Below are 19,962 nucleotides of genomic sequence, written 5' to 3'. Positions count from 1 at the left end.
TGTGCGCTTAGGTCTTTGATTACTTGAAGTTGTCATAAAGAAGTCCTCTTTATGTCTACGTATTTCAGGACGGGACACATTGTTAACAAAAAGCCGGACACGTGTCCGGCTTTTTTGTGGATAAGAGGTTACACAGCATGTTGTATCAGGAGAGACTTACCTGAACATTGTCGATAAGACGGGTTTTGCCAAGGTATGCGGCAATCAGAATAACGAGCTCTTGATCTTCTGCGCTCGCGTTTTGCAGTGTTCTGGCATGACGGACAGACACGTAGTCTGTGGTAAAGCCTGCAGCATTCAGATCGGCGGAATATTTCGTCTCTAATTTAGGATAGTCACGTTCGCCCTGAAGAATGTCCTCACGAAGTGACATCATCATCGCATTCAGTGCAGGCGCCGTTTGCCTTTGCGCTTCATCGAGGTAGCCATTGCGCGAGCTCATAGCCAGGCCTGAGGCTTCACGTTCGGTCGGAACGCCGTAAATCTGAATGTCCATAGACAGGTCTTCTACCAGAGCTTTAATAACCTGTAGCTGCTGGTAATCTTTTTCACCGAAAAATGCGCGCTCTGGCTGGACCATGTTAAACAGTTTGGTGACTACGGTCGCCACACCACGGAAGTGGCCTGGCCGGCTTGCGCCACAAACCACATCAGAAATGCCCGGCACCTCGACAAAGGTTTGCTGATCGAGGCCTTTCGGATACATGATGTCCGCGGTGGGTAGAAACAGCGCATCCACATCCAGCGACATCAGCTTTTGCTGGTCGGCGTCGAGCGTGCGCGGATAGGCATCAAGATCTTCATTCGCGCCAAACTGCATTGGGTTTACAAAAATGCTCACGATAACCATATCGCAATGCTTTTTAGCTTCGCGAACAAGCTGCAGATGACCGTTGTGCAGATTCCCCATAGTGGGAACGAAGCCAACGGTCTTACCCGCTTGACGCCAGTTTTTGCGGGCGTCGCGCAATTCAGCAATGGTAGTAAAGTTTTTCATGACTATTCGAAACTATGTGCTGCCGAGGGGAACGCGCCTGACTGAACATCGTCGATGTACTTTTTCACGGCCTTGCGCATGTCGCCAGTCTCAACCAGGTAATTTTTTGAAAATTTAGGCATGTAGTTGGCACTGATGCCAAACATGTCATGCATTACCAGAATCTGACCGTCAGTGTCTTTGCCAGCGCCAATACCGATAACCGGAATTGCCAGTTTATCCGCCACCGCTTTGCCCAGCGAAGAGGGCACACACTCCAGCACCAGCAATTGCGCGCCTGCCTGTTCCAGAGCAATGGCTTCTTCGATGAGCTTAGCTGCCTTATCCTGATCACGCCCCTGGACTTTAAACCCGCCGAATACGTGCACCGATTGCGGTGTCAGGCCCAGATGTCCACACACAGGAACACCACGCTGGTTTAAGCCTGTGATCGTCTCAGCCAGCCAGCTGCCGCCTTCCAGCTTGACCATGCTGGCGCCTGCTGCCATTAACGTGGCGGCGTTTTGGTAAGCCACGTCGGGGGAGCTGTAACTCATAAATGGCATATCGGCGATGACAAAAGCGCGGGACGTACCGCGTCTTACCGCACGGGTATGGTAGGCGATGTCGTCGGTGGTTACCGGCAGCGTATCATCCTGACCCTGCAGAACCATGCCCAGAGAGTCACCAATGAGCATAATATCAATGCCCTGTTCATCAAACATTTTTGCGAAGCTGGCGTCGTAGGCAGTCAGTGCCGCAATCTTTTCTCCGGCTTGTTTCTTTGCGAGTAAACCGGAAACCGTGACTTTTTTCATGGCAACTATCCTGATATCGATATGTTGATTGGCGAACTATACGGATTTTATGATTAATTGGAAGTGCGCAAGCGGCGAAGGCCATCCAATGAGCACTTGGCAACCCATTGTGCAATCGGTTTGCCGTCAGGCATGATCATGGTAGGCGCAATCTCAAATAAGGGCACCAGTACAAATTCGCGCTCTGACATGCCGCTGTGAGGAATGATCAAATCCGTTGTGGCGACGGATTCTGCACCGTAAAGAAGAATGTCCAGATCAAGCGTGCGTGGCCCCCAACGTTCACCTTTGCGTTCGCGGCCATGCGCCAGTTCAATAGCCTGCAGTTGCTTCAGCAGACTATGAGGTTTCAAAGCGGTTTCGATAAGGCACACGGCGTTGACGTAATCAGGCTGGTCCTGCGGACCCATCGGGGTGCTGGAATACAGCGAGGATTTGCGCAGTACACGCGTATCTTCGATATTGTTTATCGCGTCAAAAGCCTGGTGCAGCGTTTCCGCTGACTCCCCTAAGTTACTGCCTAATCCGAGATAAACGTGTTCCTTATGCATCTGGTGCCTTTTTCGGGCTGCTTTTGCGCCGGCGACGACGAGGCTTATCACTGCCTCCTTCTTTTTTACGAAGGCTGTTTAGCATACCCTTTTGCTTGTTGTTATCTGCGTGCTGAAACTGTGTCCACCAGTCCGCCAGTTCCAGTAGATCGCCGCCTTCTACCTGACCCCGCACCAGCAGGAAGTCATAACCGGCACGAAATTTAGGGTGCGTCAGCAACTGGAAGGCACGACGTCCGAAGCGCTTCGGCAAGCGTTGCTGTAAAATCCAGATATCACGCATGACGGTGGAAAAACGTTTCGGGATCATAATGCGCTGGGTTTGACGGCTGATCACCTCACCCATGGCAATATTCACGGCGTCGTGACTGTTCAGGCCTGACTCAGCCATCAGTTTCTGAGACTGCTCTTCCAGCGGATACCACAATAATGCGGCGTAAAGGAAGGCTGGCGTTACCCGCTGATTGCTGTTAATCCGGTCGTCGGTGTTGCGCAATACTTTCAGAATAAATTGCATTTCCCGGCTGTTAGGATCTTTCACTAACGGTTCCAGTTGCGGAAACAGTGGTGTAATCAGTCCGAATTCATGCAGCATCTGGAATGTTTGTTCGCCCTGCCCGGACAGAAACAGCTTCAGTGTCTCTTCAAACAAGCGGGCAGGCGGGATATTACCCAGCAAATGTGCCAGTGGTTTAATCGGGGCGGCAGCTGTGTCATCGATACGCATTCCCAGTTTTACGGCAAAGCGCACGGCACGCAACATCCGCACGGGATCTTCCCGGTAACGGGTTTCCGGATCGCCAATCAGCCGAACTTCGCGCTTTTTAATCGCATCAATGCCGTTGGCAAAGTCGGTAACGGTATAGTCGGCAACCGAGTAATACATGGCATTGAAAGTGAAGTCTCTGCGCTCGGCGTCTTCCTCAATACTGCCAAACACGTTGTCTCGTACCAGCTGACCGTGTTCATCCTGCTTTCCCAGCGCGGTTTTCTTATCGCCGTCATGGTCATCAGCGTGGTGACCGCGGAACGTGGCTACTTCAATAATTTCTCTGCCAAACACAATGTGGGCAAGACGAAACCGTCGTCCAATAAGACGGCAGTTTTTAAATAAGCCTTTAATCTGTTCAGGTGTAGCATCGGTTACTACATCAAAATCTTTTGGTTTGAGTCCTATCATCAGGTCACGCACGCAACCACCTACCAGGTACGACTGAAAGCCTGCTTTATTAAGCCGGTATAACACTTTCAATGCGTTTTCACTGATATCGTCACGGGATACGCCATGTTCGGCGCGCGGGATTTTGACACCCTCAATAATGTTGACTGAAGACTTTTCCCGGCTGAATACGCCTTTCACCGATTTGAACACGCGATTAATGATGATGTTTACTCCGCTGTAACCTGAGGGTCGCTATAATAAGTCGATTGATAGCGATCGACAATGATTTCACTTCGTTTGGGAACGAAATTCACGTTCCATTCTGCTATTGCCCATGATAACAGCCTTTCTATGTTGCCGTCCTGTGGTGCCTGAGAGACAGGTAATCCCAGCAACGACATGGCACTTAAAAGCGTCGGCACGATTCTGTCTTGGCTAAGTGGTGCCGCATGATTTTGTTTGCTGAGTTTTCTGCCTGGCGTCACCGATGCTACGGGAATATGGGCGTATGTCGGGGCCGGATACTCCAGCAATGCATACAGACTTTGCTGGGTGGCAGTCGTGGTGAGCAGATCGTTCCCGCGAACAATATGGGTGACATTCTGATAAGCATCATCCATGACGACGACTAAGTTATAGGCAAACAGTCCGTCACGACGTTTAATAACAGGATCTTCCAGGGCGTGAGGATCGTCAATCACAATGTCGCCCTGGATACGATCACTTACGTGGTTACGAGGCGTAACTAGCTTTGCCCGTACCGCGGCGTTTTCCGGCGGGCGTGAGGCGTATCGACAGGTTCCCGGATAGGCCCCCCCCGCATCTTTGATCATTTTCCGGGTACAGGTGCAGTAATACGCCGACTCTCTGGCAAGCAACGCCTCTACGGCATGCCGGTATCTCTCATGCTGATGAGACTGATACATGACCTCGCCATCCCACTCAAAGCCGTACCGTTCGAGCGTATGCAGAATATCGCTATCCGCACCTTTTACACAGCGGGGAGTGTCAATATCTTCCATTCGTACCAGCCAGGAGCCGTTATTGGCGCGAGCGTCCAGGTAGCTGGCTAAAGCCGCTAGCAGAGAACCAAAATGGAGTGAACCAGAGGGCGAGGGAGCAAATCGGCCGATATAGCCCGTATGACGTGACATTAGGATAGATAACAGATAAAAAAGAGACAGCGAGACAAGCCTGCATCCGTAAAGGCAGGATTGTCTCTTAAAAGCAAACTGCTGACAGTGTTAGCCTTGCATCTGCTTCTCTTTGATTTCAGCCATGGTTTTGCAATCGATGCAAAGATCTGCTGTCGGACGTGCTTCAAGACGACGAATGCCAATCTCGATGCCACACTGGTCACAGAAACCAAAATCGTCATCTTCGATTCGCTTCAGTGTCTTCTCAATTTTCTTGATAAGCTTGCGCTCGCGGTCGCGTGTACGCAATTCCAGACTGAATTCTTCTTCCTGTGCGGCCCGGTCTACCGGGTCAGGGAAGTTTGCGGCTTCGTCTTTCATGTGCGTTACAGTGCGATCCACTTCTTCACGAAGCTGATTGCGCCAGGCTTTCAACAACAGACGGAAATGCTCCATCTGTGCATCATTCATGTATTCTTCGTCAGCTTTCGGCTGGTATGGTGCCAGGCCAGCTAAGGCTAACAGTCCCAGGGATTTCGCTTCTTTTCCTGTTGGCATTTGCCACATCTCCTACACTACGACACCCAGGTGTCCTGAATAGTCGGATATCTATAACAGAATCGACACCCTCAGGCAACGGACGTGTCTCAGTAACCTTTCTGATGCGCGCCAAAACTGGGCAACGGCGCGCTGATTAGGCGGTACACTTCGGGTACCGCAAAGGCAAAACAAGGCGCAAATATGGCGGCATAAGCAGAAAAATCAACTTATTTTTTACTTTATTAGCGGGAGTGATTGATTTAACGTGATTTTTTGTTCGTTAATTGCACAGCCTGCCGCCAGAATCTGTACCCCAGCTTTTGCAGCAATGAATAGTGCTTCTGCATATTTTGGATCAATATCTATCGCGGGTTGTACACTTTTTACACCAGTATGCTGCACACAAAACAATAAGCTGGTGTGCACCCCTTCCTCTGCTAGCCGGGCTAATTCCAGACAATGCTTTGCACCACGGGTGGTAACCGCATCAGGAAAATATCCCTTACTGCCACGGGCCAGCGTTACGGATTTCACTTCCATGTAGCGGGTTTCTTCACCCGCCTTAAGCGCAAAGTCAAATCGGCTGTCTGCGCCCGGAGGTGTGACCTCTGCTTTCCAGTCATCAATTACATTAAATTCGTCCAGCACCTTGTTATTTAGTGCTTCCGCTACCAGTTTATTGGCATTGTGCGTATTAATGCCGATGAAATGGCCTTCGGGCGTTTGTGCCAGTTCCCATGTGAATTTTAGTTTTCGCTTAGGATTGTCCGACTCGCTTAAATAAGCGATGAAGCCAGGTTCAGCGCAACCGGTCATCGCACCAGTATTCGGGCAGTGAGCGGTGACGGTTCGTCCGTCGTCTAATAACACATCGGCAAAAAAACGTTTGTAACGTTTAATCAGCGTGCCGCGAAGAAGCGGAGAACTGAACTGCATAAGCACCTATTCGTAAAAAGCAAAAACATGTTAAGTGTACCAAGCGAGGAAGCATTTGTTATGACTGATTTTACTGTATCGCTATCGCAGGATAAGCCAGAGTTAAAATGGGGCGAAGCGAACCGTCTGACTTTTAGTGGGGAAGGCGCCACGATACATCTTGCTGACGCGCAGGACGAACTGCGCGTGATCCAGCAAGCTGCGCGCAAAATAGATGGGTTAGCGATTCCCTCAGTGACCTTCCAAGGTGACTGGAGCCGCGCTCAGCAATGGGCGTTCGCAATGAGTTTCACCCGCGCGCGCAATCCGGGCGCTGTAAACTGGTGTGACAATGACGATAAAGCCACACTGGAGCAGGATTATGCTGCCATGCTGTTTACCCGTCAGCTGGTTAACGATACCCCGGAAGATCTGTCTCCGGAAAACCTTGCGCGCCGCGCAGGGAACTGGATTAAAGAGTTAGGGGGTGACGCTGTCACCGTTGAAATGATTGTAGGTGAAGATCTCAACAAAGCCGGCTGGACAGGTATCTATAATGTGGGCCGGGGTAGTGTGCGCCCGCCAGTAATGCTGGAGGTAGATTACAACCCCTCTGGTGCCGATAACGCACCGGTAGACGCAGTGTTGGTAGGCAAGGGCATTACATTTGACAGCGGTGGTTACAGCATCAAGTCCAGCGAAGGCATGCTGGACATGAAATGTGATATGGGCGGAGCGGCTACAGTTACTGGTGCGCTGGGTTTGTCCATCATGAAAGGCACCAAAAAGCGCATCAAACTGATCTTATGTTGTGCGGAAAACCTGATTTCCGGTCATGCCTACAAGTTAGGTGATGTCCTGACTTATAAAAATGGCGTGAGCGTGGAAATCGTGAATACTGACGCAGAAGGCCGTCTGGTATTAGCCGATGGCCTGTTGCGGGCAACCGAAACTGGTGCACCGCTTATTATCAACGCCGCAACGCTCACAGGCGCGGCGGTGGTAGCGCTGGGTAACGATTATCACGCTGTCTTTACTATGGATGATAACGCTCGTGAAGCGATGCTGGCGTCAGCGAAAAGCGAAGGGGAACGCTTCTGGCCGCTCCCCCTTGAGCCATTCCACAAAGATCGTTGCCCTTCCGCGTTTGCCGACACCGCCAACAGTCGTCCGCAGAAAGGCGGCGGCGGTGGTGGTGCGTCTAACGCCGCAGGCTTCCTGGCCCGTTTCGTCGAGCCAGGTGGTAAGGGATGGGTACATCTGGACTTAGCAGCGGCCTATCATGGCAGTGCCAGTGCAGAAATGCCGGTGGGCGCCACAGCTAACGGCATTAAGAGTATTTCGAGAATGGTGATGGACTACTAGTTATCTCTGATGGCGTGCGGTCGTTACCACTTAGTACCCATTTCTCATTCTCTTTATACAATAAAAATCCAGGCAGCCTTTACAAGCTGTCTGGATTTTTTCTTTATGCTGCCGCGTGACATCGTGACATCGTGACATCGTGATACGTCAGCGTAAGTGAAAAGACTGGTGTGCGTCGTGTGTGGGTTGCTACAGCCCGCCCAAGCGTTCAGCCAGCTTTTTATAATTTTCAACGTCGTTTCTTGCAAAAAGCGGATTTCCTTCGATGTCTTTTTCTTTGGAAACCAGTAAGCTTTCGCGCTCGAGTCGTTCTACCCGCACTTCCTGAATATCCAGAAACGCAGCGACTTCTTTTACTGTCATTAAGCTCATTTAACACTACCTCGTTTTGGTGATAGTAAAATTTAAGCGTAAATGCGACAATTTGCGAGTCTTTTACGAAAAAACCGGCCAGTCTGCGAAAATCACGGGTATCTACTCTGATACTGCTTGCGCAAACCAGAGCTCGCCGGGCGCAGAACGAGGAGTTTACCCCGACGATGGATACCTGGTCCGCCGCTGTCATGTTATTTCTGATCATGGATCCACTGGGTAATCTGCCGGTATTTATGTCGGTGTTAAAAACCATCGAGCCCAAACGCAGACGCTTTCTTCTTATTCGTGAACTGCTGTTTGCACTGGTTATTTTGTTTACCTTTTTGTTCAGCGGTCAGGCGGTACTGGATTTTCTCAACGTTCAGCAGGAAACGGTCAGCATCGCAGGCGGTATCATCTTATTCCTGATCGCGCTGAAAATGATCTTCCCGTCAGCTGGCAACCCCAGCGGCCTGGCGGTAGGAGAAGAGCCCTTCCTGGTGCCACTCGCGATCCCCATGATTGCCGGTCCTTCTACGCTGGCGGCGCTGATCCTGATGTCGAATCAAAATCCCGATCGCATGCTCGACTGGTCAATTGCGCTGGGCGCAAGCTGGCTGGTGAGTGCAATTATTCTTATGTTTTCAGGTCTCTTTCATCGTTTATTGGGTGAACGTGGACTGACCGCCATGGAGCGCCTGATGGGCATGATCCTGGTGATGATTTCTATCCAGATGTTCCTGGATGGCGTGGCAAACTACTTTACCCATACTGCCGGAGTGATGTAATGGCGCAACAAAAACTTACAACCTTCGCCCGCGTAAGAGCCCTTGACGGATGGCGTGCAGTGGCTTTCAGTGCCGCGTTGCTCGAGCGGATGCTTCCGAATTATCAGCTTTTTTGTGAACTGACAGAGTATGACGACGGCAAGACCTGTCGAAACTGTCTGGATTTGCTGTGGGAATCAGTGAAGTCACCGAAAAGTAAAATTAACTTTTCCGTTCAGCTTGAGAAAGTAGAGCTATTAACGCCAGATACGCAGGACTACGACAACTTTGGTGTGTATCCGGCAATAGATGCGGCAATTGGTCTGGCCGCCGCGGTAAACCTGGCGAAAAAAGACGATTTACAGGGCGCGGTAGTTGTCAGTAAGTTATCGCAGGGCAGTGTAGAGGCCTATCTGCTGGCATCCGGCGAGGCGACGGAAGACGACGTGAAAGCCCATCCGCTAATGCAGTTTGAAGTGGAAATTCAGAACGCATTGCTGGATTGTGCCGAGCAGGGTGGACGTCCGGCAGAGACGGCGGATGCACTGAAAGCTCTGGCGTTGGAAGAAGGGATTTCGAATATCGGAATCGATCTCAGTGCCGATGTCAGTGATGATTCGCACAGCGACAATTAACATGTAGTGCAAACTAGTTTATGAAAGCCGCTTTATAAGCGGCTTTTTTCATTCTGAAGTTTTTCCGGACAGGGGGAGCGCTGAGATGGAACGGGAAGCATTAATAATGTATGAAAGCGTAAACGATAAAAGCCAAATGATTTCTTACTACCGGTAACGCGAGAATGTTGCCAGAATCAATCCATCTCAACTAGCAGGTAGTGCAATTGCGGCAGACGCTTTTCTTTAATGATCCTGCACGCTGGCGGAAGCATAATATCGCTGGCCTGACTTTCCTGTTCGATATAAATCAGCGAGCCCGATGCCAGAAGCTGATTCTGCGACAGCGATGTCAGCGTTGGATTTACCAGGTTCATACCAAATGGCGGATCGACAAAAACAATATCAAATGGCTGGCGCTGGTCGTTTAGCAAAGAGAGTGCATCGCCTTGTATGACGTCGGCACTGGCTTCCAGAGTCTGCAGATTTTTTCTTAAGAGCGTCGCTGCCCGCTTGTCTTTTTCAAAGAAGACACAATGTTTAGCATACCGGGATAACGCCTCTATCCCCAGCCCGCCGCTGCCGGCAAAAACGTCCAGACAACGGGCGTCCCGAACATCGTTCATCATCCAGTTGAACAGGGTTTCTTTGTTTCGGTCTGTGGTGGGTCGCAGCCCCTCAACGTCAGATACAGGCAGCTTTCGTCCTCGCCATTGTCCGGCGATGACTCTGATTTGACCGGTTTTCGGTTGCTGTTTTCGTGGGGACTGAGAAACTCGCTTCATAGAGGCTGACAATGCTATCATGGCTGCATACAATAGCCGGCCAGTTTAGCCGAATTTGCTCCGATTTTATAAGGATTTGACCGCACAATGTCGAAACTTTTTGGCTGGTTCAGCAAGAACAAGCAATCAGATAAGTCCAAACAAGACAAAGAATCACCCTCAGACGTCACCTCAAAAAAGGAATCGGTTCCTTCGGATCTGCAGCAGGCACCTGATGTCGATGCCAGTGATGACACCGATGCAGCCAGTGAGCAGGCGAAACCGTCAGTGGTAACTGAGAAGGCTGATACAGACAGACTTTCGGCAAAAGACACTCTCACGCCTTCCGGCGTAACCGAAGAGGGTGAAAAGCCAACATCATCCACGGTGACAGCAGAAGAGCCGCAACAACACGTTGCCGACGAGAGTGAAACTGTGTCGGTCAATGTTGATGCGGATGAAGCCGCGCCTTCTGTCTCTTTAACAGACAATGATGACATCGATTCCCCTTCACCAGTCACTGACGATGAGGCTCAGCCTGCTGTTAGCATAACTGAACAACCACAATCTCTTGATGACATAGCAGCGAAACAGCACACTGCAGAGCCAGAGCCAGAGCCAGAGCCAGAGCCAGAGCCAGAGCCAGAGCCAGAGCCAGAGCCAGAGCCAGAGCCAGCACCGCAACCAGAGAAAGAGAAGAAGTCGTTCTTCGGTCGTTTGCGCGAGAGTCTGTCACGCACCAAGGCAAACCTGGGCAGCGGCTTTGTCAGTCTGTTTAAGGGTAAGGCCATCGACGATGAGCTTTACGAAGATCTTGAGACCCAGCTGCTGGTAGCAGATGTGGGTATGGATACCACCCAGAAAATTATCACGCGGTTAACAGACAGCGCTGATCGCAGACAACTTAAAGATGCTGAAGCACTGGTGGACATACTGAAAAACCAGATGCGCGAGATGCTGAATGACGTCGATCAGCCACTGACAGACGTGATGAAAACGCATAATAGTGAAGAAGGCCCGTTCGTCATTCTGATGGTGGGGGTTAACGGTGTCGGTAAAACCACAACGATCGGAAAGCTGGCCAAGCAATTCCAGCAGGATGATAAACGCGTCATGCTCGCTGCCGGCGATACGTTCCGGGCAGCAGCCGTTGAGCAACTGCAGGTATGGGGTGAGCGTAACAGCATTCCTGTTATTGCACAGCCGACTGGCTCTGACAGTGCCTCGGTACTGTATGATGCACTGGAAGCAGCCAAGTCCCGGAAAATGGATGTACTGATTGCTGATACCGCAGGGCGTTTGCAAAACAAAAACAACCTGATGGAAGAGCTTAAGAAAGTTGTACGGGTGATGAAAAAGGTGAACCCCAACGCGCCGCATGAAGTTATGCTTACGCTGGATGCCGGCACAGGACAGAATGCCGTGAGTCAGGCGAAGCTGTTTAATGAAGCAGTAGGGTTAAGTGGTATTACACTCACCAAACTGGATGGCACCGCAAAAGGTGGCGTGATCTTTTCTATTGCTGACCAGTTTGGTATACCTATTCGTTACATCGGTGTAGGTGAAGGCATTGATGATCTTCGCCGTTTTAACAGTGACGAGTTTATCGACGCGTTGTTTAGCGAAGCCGACAATAATAACTAAAACATTGCCGCCCCCGGCGCATACAGCAGGACCAGGATATGATTAAATTCGAGCAGGTAAGCAAAACGTATCCCGGGGGACAACGCGCGCTCAGCAAAGTGAACTTTCACATTGAGCCGGGCGAGATGGCATTTCTGACCGGCCATTCCGGAGCCGGAAAAAGCACGTTGTTAAAGCTTATCAGCATTATGGAACGTCCGACAGTCGGGCGTGTGCTGATTAACGGTCACGACCTGAACAGTATCTCCCGTCGCCAGATTGCCTATATCCGCCGTGATATTGGTATGATTTTCCAGAGCCACCAGTTGTTAATGGACAAAACGGTGTTCGATAACGTGGCGTTGCCGCTTGTTATAGAAGGGTATACCCACAAAGAAACCACGAAACGCGTTCATGCCGCCTTGGAAATGGTGGGATTGCGCGATAAAGCCCGCAACCTCCCGATTATGCTCTCCGGCGGTGAACAGCAGCGCGTCGGAATAGCCCGCGCTGTCGTGAACAAGCCGCCGTTACTGCTTGCCGACGAGCCAACCGGTAACCTTGATCCCAAACTGTCTATGGAAATTGTCAGGTTGTTTGAAGACTTTAATCAGGCTGGGGTGTCAGTCTTCATTGCAACCCATGATCTGGGCCTGATAGCACGCATGAAATACCGCACTCTGACATTAAAGAATGGCCAGATGATCACTGATGGGCTGACTGATGCCAACGGGGAGGGCTGGTCATGAGCTTATTATTTAAAGGCCGTCCGCAAGGTGCCAGCGATGCCCGCATCGGCACTGTACAAACCATTATGGCGTTTTTCATCAGCCATTTGCGTCAGGCCTTAGGGAGCCTGGGTGAGCTTTGGCGACAGCCAGCCGCTTCGATTATGACCGTTGGTGTGCTTGGCCTGAGTATCACATTGCCCAGCACGCTTTATATCATGGTAAAAAACACGGAAAAAATCAGTGCCGGGTGGGAGCAGGCATCGGAAATCTCACTGTTTTTAAAAGAGAGTACGTCAGAAGCCAGCGCACAACAGCTATTAACCCGCCTCAACACGTGGCCTGAAATCGATACTGTCACTTTCATTCCTGCCGACGATGCGCTTAAAGAGTTTCAGCATTTGTCAGGGCTGGGAGATGCCATAGCGTATCTGGAATCTAATCCACTTCCAGACGTTGTGCTGGTAGCGCCCGTCGAAAAACATGCGACACCACAAGCCGCGCAGATGCTGCTGGATAAACTGAAACAGCAGCGCGAAGTGGATATCGGTAAGCTGGATATCGAGTGGCTGGAGCGTCTTTACGCGGTGTTGGATATTATACGTGACCTCGTAACACTCATTGGTGGCCTGTTATTTATCGCGGTGGTGCTGATTATTGGTAATACCATCAGACTGAATATTCTTAATAAGCGTGACGAAATAATGGTGATGAAACTGGTGGGGGCAACAGACGCCTTTATCCATCGCCCGTTTCTGTATACCGGGTTCTGGTACGGACTCTTAGGTGGACTGATAGCCTGGGTGGCTGTCATTCTAATACTGTGGTGGATGGACAGCAGCATTCAGGCCTTTGCTGCGCTGTATCAAAAAGATTTCGCCATTACCGGTTTAAGCGGCAGTGCGCTGTTTACCATGCTGGGGTTATCGGTGTTGTTGGGGCTGGTTGGCTCATTGATTTCCGTGCAGCGACACGTCAGAGAGATTGAGCCAAAATAAGCTTGATAATAGTCCGTAATGATGTGTGCTTACTCAGCACGTAAATGACTTCACGTTTGTGCAAATCCAGTTTCGCTTGATGTAGCCTCCCACGAACTGGCATTCAGCAATAACTCCGCATACAAAAAAGTCCGGCATGCCGGACTTTTTTTGTGCTACTAGCTATTATGTTGACGGTCTATTGCTTGAGAACCGGTCTTGGGAAATAGGATGAGATCGTATTTCTTACTCCGTTACCCCAGACGATTGCCTGATTATACAGGCTATGCAGGTGCTTCTGATCAATATTGAGTTCGCGAGACTGCTTAATAACATTTAGCCACAGTGCGCTTTCAAAGGCCCTTGCCAGTGAAAGATAGTGATTAAACTCATTAGACTTACCCAGCAGTGCGGTATTGACGTCGTCGGTTAATGGCAGCTGCTTCAATATGTCTGGCATCGATTGGTCAAGCAGCGCATCCAGTAATGAGAACAGGCCCACCAGAAATCCTACCGGAGGATCGGTATTCAGTTTCCTTTCCTGCGACAGCAAATCAAAAAACTTGGCGCGTACCAGTGACATGTGTATCAGTTCGAGGGGTTTGTCATCGCCAAGGTTAGCCAGTGATAACAGCGCAATGAACTTTTTGATTTCGACCTCACCCATGTACGCCAGAGCGTGCTTCAGAGAGGTAATTTTGTAGCGCTTGTTGATAGTTGGGTTGTTGATGAATTTCAACAACAGGTAACTCAGGGCGGCATCACGCTCGATGATCTGATTGATACGATTGAGATCGAAATTGCTGTTAGAGCTCTCTCCCATCAAATCTACCAGATTCATCTTCGATGCCGGTAGCTGCCGCTGAATGCGCGCTTCCGGTGTGGCGAAGAAATAACCCTGGAAAAAATCGAAGCCTAGATCGCGACAGTTATTAAAGTCTGTGTGACTGTCGACTTGTTCAGCCACCAGTTTAATATTCGAGTCCAGGAAGCGCGGAATGTTCTTTTCTATAACTTCGTAGCGGGCTTTTGACACATCCACTTTGACAATATCAATCAACGGGAAAATTTCGTGCTTGCCGCTCATCATCATTGGGTCGTCTATCGCCAGCTTAAAGCCGAGTTGTTTAATATGCTGGCAGGCTTCTAACAGTCCGCTTTGCAAAAACGGATTTTCATCCAGCTCAACGACCACCGTTTCCGGATTGAGCGTAGTCGGAAAGCGCGAAATGATAGTATCGCTGCTAAAGTTGATGAAAGACTTTTTCTCGCCACAGATATCATCGAGACCGAGGGTGTGGAAGCGGTTAGCGATATACTTTGCTTTGTCGCTATCCAAATCAGGAAACGAGCCGCCTTTACCATCCCGGAACAGCAGCTCGTAAGCAAAGACATCCTTATCTCGATCGAGGATCGGTTGACGAGCAATAAACGCAAACATATAGACAGGTATTCCCTTTAACGTCGTTATTATTTTATTTATCGGACAGGGTGATGGTTTTTTTTACCACTCTTGCCCGATTTATTCGTATCCAGGAAGCTGCGAATACGAATGCACATACACAACAAGTCTGAAATGCCCATCTAACAGTGTAGTATGTGAGTCTTGACCATTTTTTAATTCTGAATATCTCTGATTTCACTTTACCTTATGGTCAAATTGTAGTCCACAAGTTGCGACGTCGTAAGGATATCCGGGGCTCGACTGCAAATGCTCGACGCGCATCAACAACTGCGCGTCTTGCCACGCTATGGATTTTTCACACTTGAATGCATGGCTTTCGCCCATTTGATGCCTTCATTATAAAAATGATGGATCATCGGTTGTTTAAGCTTGTATTTTGCTGCGAACCGCTTAATGCCGACCCAGTTGGCATGTTCCAGATGTTGTACCGCCGACAAGCAATCAAAAAGCAGGTTTTGCCGACCGCAAAGTGCATCTTTAACATTGTCCGAGACCGGCACCTTGTCCATCAGCTCTTCCATATCCTGTTCCATCATGGCGTCCATCATCGACAGCAATCCGGTAAGAAAGCCAGTGGGCGGATTTTCCTGTTCTTTCAGAGCGATCGAGACAAGCTCACAAAACTTCGCCCGTACCAGTGACATTTGCAGCAGTTCACTGGGCTGCCCCTCATTCAGATTGGCCAGGGCCAACAGCGCGATAAACTTTTTCACCTCAACTTCGCCCATGTAATTCAGGGCGTGCTTCAGCGAGCTGATTTTATTGCGCTTATTGGTCAGAGGATTGTTGATAAACCGCAGTAGCAGATAGGTCAGGGCCGGGTCGCGCTCAATGATGCTGCTTATTTTGTCGAAATCGAGTTCGCGTGAAGAACTGGCTGAAATAAGTTCAAGCATCGTTAATTTCGATGCGCCAAGCTTTCGATGCCGGACAATTTCCGGGCGGGCAAGGAAATAGCCCTGGAAAAAATCAAATCCCATCTCTTTGAAGGTCTCGAACTGCTCATAAGTTTCGATCTTCTCAGCTACCAGCTTTACCCGATGTTGCTTTAATTTCGGTACCAGCTCGCGAATTACCTCAATATCCAAGGTGGTGATATCGAACTTGATTACACTGGTAAAAGGGATAAAGGGTTCCCAGCGACCGGTATTATCGTAATCGTCCAGGGCAATAGGATAACCCAGCCCGCGAATATGCTTACAGGCTGCGACCAGTTGTTCGTCCACATCCACGGTTTCCACTACCTCAATGACCACGGCGGAGGGGTCCAGGGAGGTTGGAAAGCGATACATCAGGGTGTCGCGATGAAAATTAATAAATGCCAGTTTGCCATTAGTAATTTCTTCAATACCCAGACTCAGGTGGGTTGAGGTAAGGATTTTGGAAGTCGCTTCGTCCGGTGGAATGTCAGGAAAGCAGTTGTCCTCGCCATCGCGAAACAATATCTCGTAGGCATAGACTTCGCGTTTATCGTCGAATATAGGTTGGCGGGCAACATAAGCGAACATTTACAACCTCTGCGCAAAGCGTTTTATAAATGGGTCTGCATTGCTAACGTTATCAGTAGAACCGGGCAATAGCGATTAGTTAATATCGCTTTATACCGCCAGGCCAGTCTTTGTTGGCGCATTTGTTACGCACCATGCAAGCAGCTGCTACGGGCACACACTTGTGAAAGGATAAATGCGTCTCTGGTTACGATGAGCAGCGTTTACTCTCATTTTATAAAAAGTATAAACCCGCTACTATATTGACACGTACAAGGATTTATTGAAAATGAACTTTCGTTGCAAAATGCGGTCTTGATAATGTGGAATTCGTTCCCATATAGACGTCTTGCAGATCGCGTCTGTGATACGAAAAGGACTCGCAAGGATCTGGTGGTTTTGGTACCATGAGGTGCTTAATGAATGAGGTGACTATGAGCAACAACATGCAATCTATGGCCCTATCGGTGCCTCACAGCGGTAGCATTGAAGGCTACATTCAGGCTGTGAGCAGCATTGATATGCTGACCGCTGAACAAGAGCGCGAACTGGCTTTTCGATTACGTGAGGATGAAGACCTGACAGCAGCACGCAAATTGGTAATGTCTCATCTGCGTTTCGTTGTGCATATTGCCAAATCTTATTCCGGATACGGACTCCCCCAGGCTGATTTAATTCAGGAAGGGAATATCGGTTTGATGAAAGCCGTTAAACGCTTCGATCCTACAGTAGGTGTGCGCCTTGTCTCATTTGCGGTTCACTGGATCAAAGCCGAAATTCACGAATTTGTGCTGAAAAACTGGCGCATCGTGAAGGTCGCGACCACGAAAGCGCAGCGTAAATTATTCTTTAATTTACGTAAGGCGAAGAAACGTCTTGGCTGGTTTACTCATGAAGAAGTGCAGACGGTTGCAAGCGAACTGGGTGTAAGCACCAAAGAAGTGTTGCAGATGGAAGCGCGAATGAGTAGTCAGGATCAGGCGTTTGATCTGAGCGCTGATGATGATGAAAACGGTAATTTTGCGCCTGTCCAGTTTCTTGAAGACAAGACTACTGACGTAGAGATGGATGTCATCAATACCGATTGGGACACTAACGCTTCCAAGCGACTCTATTCTGCTATCAAAACGCTGGATGAACGCAGTCAGCATATTATTGAAACGCGCTGGCTTGCTGATGACAAGGTTACATTGCAGGACCTTGCTGATAAGTATGAAGTCTCTGCCGAACGTGTTCGTCAGATTGAAAAGAATGCAATGAAAAAGCTGCAGGCCGCGATGACGGCATAAGTGATAAAATAATTCGAAAAAGGCGCCTTCAGGCGCCTTTTTTATGTCTGTTCCAGATTACCGATGCTTCTTCCGGACAGCGTTAATTACCGACAAGCACAGGTCCTGATACAAGCTGTCTGGAAAGGGGCGGAAACAAAGTCCGGAAGCAAGTAAAGGAGGCTTTCGCGACGTTATAGTTGGCCAATATATCCTTTCAACCTGGTAAAGGCTAAGCGCATCATTTGTCGTTAAACGTGGGTTTAACCGCGGCGGCAGCCGCTTTGGCTTTCTCAACCGCCTTTTCCAGTGATATCCCCTTTGCCAGTGCAACCCCCATCCGACGTTTACCGGCCACTTCAGGTTTGCCGAATAGCCGTATATCGGTTTGTGGTTGCGACAGCGCCACATTTAACCCGCTAAAGGTAATATCGGTGCTATGTCCTTCTACAATAATGACAGATGATGCGCTGGGGCTGTCACAAGTGATTGTGGGAATGGGGAGCCCCAAAATGGCACGCGCGTGCAGCGCAAATTCTGACAGGTTTTGTGATATCAGGGTTACCATGCCGGTGTCATGGGGACGCGGAGACACTTCACTGAAAATTACCTCGTCACCTTTGATAAACAGCTCAACCCCAAATAAGCCATAACCGCCAAGAGCCTCTGTGATTGTTGCGGCAATACGTTGGGCATCGTTAAGCGCAGTCTGAGACATAGGCTGAGGCTGCCAGGATTGTTGATAATCGCCGTCTTTTTGTACGTGGCCGATGGGGGCACAAAATACCGTACCTTCTCGGGTTCGGGTAGTTAAAAGCGTGATTTCATAATCGAAATCGACCATGCCTTCTACGATGACTTTGCCACCGCCGGCACGCCCGCCTTGCTGGGCGTAATCCCAGGCAGCCGCTACTTCTTCCGGGCCATCAAGTTTACTCTGGCCTTTGCCAGACGAACTCATAATCGGCTTAACGAAACACGGAAAGCCAATGCTGGTGACGGCGTGCCGGAAACTGTCGAGGCTCTCTGCAAAAGCATATCTGGAGGTGGGTAAGCCAAGGGTTTCTGCTGCCAGTGTGCGGATCCCCTCGCGGTTCATTGTCAGCTTGGTGGCGCGCGCGCTGGGTACGACATGAAAACCCATTTCTTCCACTTCGACCAACACATCGGTGGCAATAGCTTCGACTTCCGGCACAATATAGTCCGGTTTCTCTTCCAGAATTGCGGCCTTTAAAGCAGCGCCATCCAGCATGGAAAACACGCGGTAGCGGTCCGCTACCTGCATCGCGGGGGCACTTTCGTAGCTGTCACAGGCAATAACTTCGCAGCCCAGTCGCTGACATTCAATCACCACCTCTTTGCCCAGTTCACCGCTCCCCAGCAGCATCACTTTGGTGGCTGATGACGTAAAGGGTGTGCCGATACTACTCATGATGTTTCCTTCTCTCTGGCTGGCGTTAACACCCAGTAAACCCCTTTGAATTCGGCCACCGGGGTATCGTCATCAAGAATATCGACCTGAAGGGTGAAGCGCGACTTCTTACGCTTTTCCAGTAGTGCAAATTTTCCCGACAGCGTTTCGATATTAGATATGGCCCGAGGCTTCATTGTGATGGGCTTGTGGTAATGAATATCGCCGTCACCCAGTACGATATCGCCGTCCAGTTGTCGTTCTTTCAGTTGCAGATAAATCATGCCCCAACCGGTAAGCGTAGCCAGCGAAAAAATACTGCCGGCAAACATGGTACCGTGAATGTTGATGTTTTTATTCAGCGAAGCCCGGGTTTCCAGCGTTCGACCAGTATACTGGTGAAGTTTGATGCCCATATGCTCGGTGATGGGGATGGTGTCTGACCAGGTTTGCTGTAATTCCGTGCACCATTTGGGATGCAGCACCAATGTGTCGATTGCGGTAAGCTTTTTGACCATTTGCTGACGCTTGAGCAGACCCAGCTCATTCGGTGCTTCCCGTTCGATAATAAAGCCGCAGCCTGAAAAGAAGGGGATGGAGACTTCGCGGCTGTTAGTGACGGCTCGGATCGCGCCTTGTTCACGCGCCACATTTTCGAGTGCCCCCAGTATCATCTGACCCAGCCCTTTACGCTGATGATCGCTATGTACCGCAATGTGACGAATTTGTGCTTCTTCGGCAGTATTCATATGGACGCGGCCACAGGCAACAATGTTGCTTTTACCGTCAACAATCATGCGGTGTTCGGCAACTTGCTCATACTCATCTTTTTCTGAGCCCGGAGGGAAATTCCACGGCTGACGTAAGTATTGCCAGCGAAAATGATAATAGGCCTCTAGCTCTTCTTCTGTCTGAGGAGTAACCACTTTGAACACGATATTAGCGCTCTGCGTTAATGAATCAGCCCCCATTTAAACGCAAGCCGTCACCACTCACAAGGGAAATTCTGCTATTGTCCGACTCCTGCCACTGCCCCAGGCA

At 49.8% G+C, this 19,962-nt stretch carries 20 protein-coding genes; 7 read left to right on the top strand and 13 right to left on the bottom strand.

Annotated features, from left to right (window positions below; translation table 11 throughout):
- Nucleotides 1-145 precede the first annotated feature (145 nt).
- From panC to sfsA, 7 genes are all read right to left on the bottom strand, one after another.
- Nucleotides 146-997 carry a pantoate--beta-alanine ligase gene (panC, locus tag JKP77_RS09960; protein WP_218311035.1) on the bottom strand — a complete coding sequence of 284 codons (852 nt, stop codon included), beginning with the start codon at nucleotides 995-997 and terminating at the stop codon, nucleotides 146-148.
- Between the two features lie 2 nt (nucleotides 998-999).
- Complete coding sequence (gene panB / locus JKP77_RS09955; protein ID WP_218311034.1) at nucleotides 1,000-1,794, bottom strand: 3-methyl-2-oxobutanoate hydroxymethyltransferase; 795 nt, start codon at nucleotides 1,792-1,794, stop codon at nucleotides 1,000-1,002.
- A gap of 53 nt (nucleotides 1,795-1,847) precedes the next feature.
- Entirely contained in the window at nucleotides 1,848-2,345 is a 498-nt protein-coding gene (gene folK, locus JKP77_RS09950; RefSeq protein WP_218311033.1) for a 2-amino-4-hydroxy-6-hydroxymethyldihydropteridine diphosphokinase, read from the bottom strand.
- Nucleotides 2,338-3,648: a polynucleotide adenylyltransferase PcnB gene (gene pcnB, locus JKP77_RS09945; RefSeq protein WP_218311041.1), complete on the bottom strand. Its 1,311-nt coding sequence runs from the start codon at nucleotides 3,646-3,648 to the stop codon at nucleotides 2,338-2,340. The genes folK and pcnB overlap by 8 nt, the downstream gene beginning before the upstream one ends.
- Before the next feature lie 86 nt (nucleotides 3,649-3,734).
- Nucleotides 3,735-4,661, bottom strand: coding sequence for a tRNA glutamyl-Q(34) synthetase GluQRS (gene gluQRS / locus JKP77_RS09940; protein WP_218311032.1), 927 nt, complete (start codon nucleotides 4,659-4,661; stop codon nucleotides 3,735-3,737).
- Nucleotides 4,662-4,751: 90 nt separating this feature from the next.
- Nucleotides 4,752-5,201, bottom strand: coding sequence for an RNA polymerase-binding protein DksA (dksA, locus tag JKP77_RS09935; RefSeq protein ID WP_218311031.1), 450 nt, complete (start codon nucleotides 5,199-5,201; stop codon nucleotides 4,752-4,754).
- A gap of 216 nt (nucleotides 5,202-5,417) precedes the next feature.
- Nucleotides 5,418-6,119 (bottom strand): DNA/RNA nuclease SfsA, encoded by a 702-nt coding sequence (gene sfsA, locus JKP77_RS09930; protein WP_218311030.1) that lies wholly within the window; start codon nucleotides 6,117-6,119, stop codon nucleotides 5,418-5,420.
- 60 nt (nucleotides 6,120-6,179) lie between these two features.
- Between sfsA and pepB the strand changes: the two genes are divergently transcribed.
- Nucleotides 6,180-7,463 (top strand): aminopeptidase PepB, encoded by a 1,284-nt coding sequence (pepB, locus tag JKP77_RS09925; protein WP_218311029.1) that lies wholly within the window; start codon nucleotides 6,180-6,182, stop codon nucleotides 7,461-7,463.
- A gap of 189 nt (nucleotides 7,464-7,652) precedes the next feature.
- Here the strand turns inward: pepB and JKP77_RS09920 are convergent, their stop codons facing one another.
- Entirely contained in the window at nucleotides 7,653-7,835 is a 183-nt protein-coding gene (locus JKP77_RS09920; RefSeq protein ID WP_218311028.1) for a helix-turn-helix domain-containing protein, read from the bottom strand.
- Nucleotides 7,836-8,002: 167 nt separating this feature from the next.
- Here JKP77_RS09920 and JKP77_RS09915 point away from each other — a divergent pair, with 167 nt between their 5' ends.
- Together JKP77_RS09915 and JKP77_RS09910 are read left to right on the top strand one after the other, a co-directional pair.
- A complete protein-coding gene (locus JKP77_RS09915; protein ID WP_218311027.1) occupies nucleotides 8,003-8,605 on the top strand; it encodes a YhgN family NAAT transporter in 603 nt (200 codons plus the stop codon).
- Nucleotides 8,605-9,219, top strand: coding sequence for a YjaG family protein (locus tag JKP77_RS09910; RefSeq protein WP_218311026.1), 615 nt, complete (start codon nucleotides 8,605-8,607; stop codon nucleotides 9,217-9,219). Before JKP77_RS09915 ends, JKP77_RS09910 begins: the two co-directional genes overlap by 1 nt.
- 176 nt (nucleotides 9,220-9,395) lie before the next feature.
- Here JKP77_RS09910 and rsmD read toward each other — a convergent pair whose 3' ends face one another.
- Nucleotides 9,396-10,004, bottom strand: a complete 609-nt coding sequence (gene rsmD, locus JKP77_RS09905) for a 16S rRNA (guanine(966)-N(2))-methyltransferase RsmD (RefSeq protein ID WP_218311025.1) — start codon at nucleotides 10,002-10,004, stop codon at nucleotides 9,396-9,398.
- Between the two features lie 66 nt (nucleotides 10,005-10,070).
- Here rsmD and ftsY point away from each other — a divergent pair, with 66 nt between their 5' ends.
- The 3 genes from ftsY to ftsX are packed head-to-tail and all read left to right on the top strand — an operon-like array spanning nucleotide 10,071 to nucleotide 13,311.
- Entirely contained in the window at nucleotides 10,071-11,606 is a 1,536-nt protein-coding gene (ftsY, locus tag JKP77_RS09900) for a signal recognition particle-docking protein FtsY (protein WP_218311024.1), read from the top strand.
- 38 nt (nucleotides 11,607-11,644) lie between these two features.
- Entirely contained in the window at nucleotides 11,645-12,334 is a 690-nt protein-coding gene (gene ftsE / locus JKP77_RS09895) for a cell division ATP-binding protein FtsE (protein ID WP_218311023.1), read from the top strand.
- On the top strand, nucleotides 12,331-13,311 hold the full coding sequence (ftsX, locus tag JKP77_RS09890; protein ID WP_218311022.1) for a permease-like cell division protein FtsX: 981 nt from the start codon (nucleotides 12,331-12,333) through the stop codon (nucleotides 13,309-13,311). The genes ftsE and ftsX overlap by 4 nt, the downstream gene beginning before the upstream one ends.
- A gap of 178 nt (nucleotides 13,312-13,489) precedes the next feature.
- Here ftsX and JKP77_RS09885 read toward each other — a convergent pair whose 3' ends face one another.
- Nucleotides 13,490-14,731 (bottom strand): EAL and HDOD domain-containing protein, encoded by a 1,242-nt coding sequence (locus tag JKP77_RS09885; protein WP_218311021.1) that lies wholly within the window; start codon nucleotides 14,729-14,731, stop codon nucleotides 13,490-13,492.
- A 308-nt stretch (nucleotides 14,732-15,039) separates the two neighbouring features.
- Entirely contained in the window at nucleotides 15,040-16,263 is a 1,224-nt protein-coding gene (locus JKP77_RS09880) for an EAL and HDOD domain-containing protein (protein ID WP_218311020.1), read from the bottom strand.
- Between the two features lie 413 nt (nucleotides 16,264-16,676).
- On the opposite strand from JKP77_RS09880, the gene rpoH reads away from it, so the two are divergent.
- Nucleotides 16,677-17,531 (top strand): RNA polymerase sigma factor RpoH, encoded by an 855-nt coding sequence (gene rpoH, locus JKP77_RS09875; protein ID WP_218311040.1) that lies wholly within the window; start codon nucleotides 16,677-16,679, stop codon nucleotides 17,529-17,531.
- A gap of 220 nt (nucleotides 17,532-17,751) precedes the next feature.
- Here rpoH and purT read toward each other — a convergent pair whose 3' ends face one another.
- Entirely contained in the window at nucleotides 17,752-18,942 is a 1,191-nt protein-coding gene (purT, locus tag JKP77_RS09870; protein ID WP_218311019.1) for a formate-dependent phosphoribosylglycinamide formyltransferase, read from the bottom strand.
- Complete coding sequence (locus tag JKP77_RS09865; protein WP_218311018.1) at nucleotides 18,939-19,856, bottom strand: bifunctional GNAT family N-acetyltransferase/hotdog fold thioesterase; 918 nt, start codon at nucleotides 19,854-19,856, stop codon at nucleotides 18,939-18,941. Before JKP77_RS09865 ends, purT begins: the two co-directional genes overlap by 4 nt.
- Between the last annotated feature and the right edge of the window lie 106 nt (nucleotides 19,857-19,962).

Source organism: Alteromonas antoniana (assembly GCF_019249295.1).
Taxonomy (GTDB): domain Bacteria; phylum Pseudomonadota; class Gammaproteobacteria; order Enterobacterales; family Alteromonadaceae; genus Alteromonas; species Alteromonas antoniana.
The sequence above is the reverse complement of the archived record's forward strand: the minus strand, read 5'-3'. Positions and strand labels throughout refer to the sequence as shown.

Coding starts and splice junctions, on each gene's coding strand:
- JKP77_RS09915 (WP_218311027.1), top strand. CDS start 8,003: ATGGATACCTGGTCCGCCGCTGTCATGTTATTTCTGATCATGGATCCA.
- pepB (WP_218311029.1), top strand. CDS start 6,180: ATGACTGATTTTACTGTATCGCTATCGCAGGATAAGCCAGAGTTAAAA.
- ftsX (WP_218311022.1), top strand. CDS start 12,331: ATGAGCTTATTATTTAAAGGCCGTCCGCAAGGTGCCAGCGATGCCCGC.
- dksA (WP_218311031.1), bottom strand. CDS start 5,201: ATGCCAACAGGAAAAGAAGCGAAATCCCTGGGACTGTTAGCCTTAGCT.
- ftsY (WP_218311024.1), top strand. CDS start 10,071: ATGTCGAAACTTTTTGGCTGGTTCAGCAAGAACAAGCAATCAGATAAG.
- folK (WP_218311033.1), bottom strand. CDS start 2,345: ATGCATAAGGAACACGTTTATCTCGGATTAGGCAGTAACTTAGGGGAG.
- JKP77_RS09880 (WP_218311020.1), bottom strand. CDS start 16,263: ATGTTCGCTTATGTTGCCCGCCAACCTATATTCGACGATAAACGCGAA.
- gluQRS (WP_218311032.1), bottom strand. CDS start 4,661: ATGTCACGTCATACGGGCTATATCGGCCGATTTGCTCCCTCGCCCTCT.
- purT (WP_218311019.1), bottom strand. CDS start 18,942: ATGAGTAGTATCGGCACACCCTTTACGTCATCAGCCACCAAAGTGATG.
- ftsE (WP_218311023.1), top strand. CDS start 11,645: ATGATTAAATTCGAGCAGGTAAGCAAAACGTATCCCGGGGGACAACGC.
- rsmD (WP_218311025.1), bottom strand. CDS start 10,004: ATGATAGCATTGTCAGCCTCTATGAAGCGAGTTTCTCAGTCCCCACGA.
- panB (WP_218311034.1), bottom strand. CDS start 1,794: ATGAAAAAAGTCACGGTTTCCGGTTTACTCGCAAAGAAACAAGCCGGA.
- panC (WP_218311035.1), bottom strand. CDS start 997: ATGAAAAACTTTACTACCATTGCTGAATTGCGCGACGCCCGCAAAAAC.
- rpoH (WP_218311040.1), top strand. CDS start 16,677: ATGAGCAACAACATGCAATCTATGGCCCTATCGGTGCCTCACAGCGGT.
- JKP77_RS09920 (WP_218311028.1), bottom strand. CDS start 7,835: ATGAGCTTAATGACAGTAAAAGAAGTCGCTGCGTTTCTGGATATTCAG.
- JKP77_RS09885 (WP_218311021.1), bottom strand. CDS start 14,731: ATGTTTGCGTTTATTGCTCGTCAACCGATCCTCGATCGAGATAAGGAT.
- JKP77_RS09910 (WP_218311026.1), top strand. CDS start 8,605: ATGGCGCAACAAAAACTTACAACCTTCGCCCGCGTAAGAGCCCTTGAC.
- sfsA (WP_218311030.1), bottom strand. CDS start 6,119: ATGCAGTTCAGTTCTCCGCTTCTTCGCGGCACGCTGATTAAACGTTAC.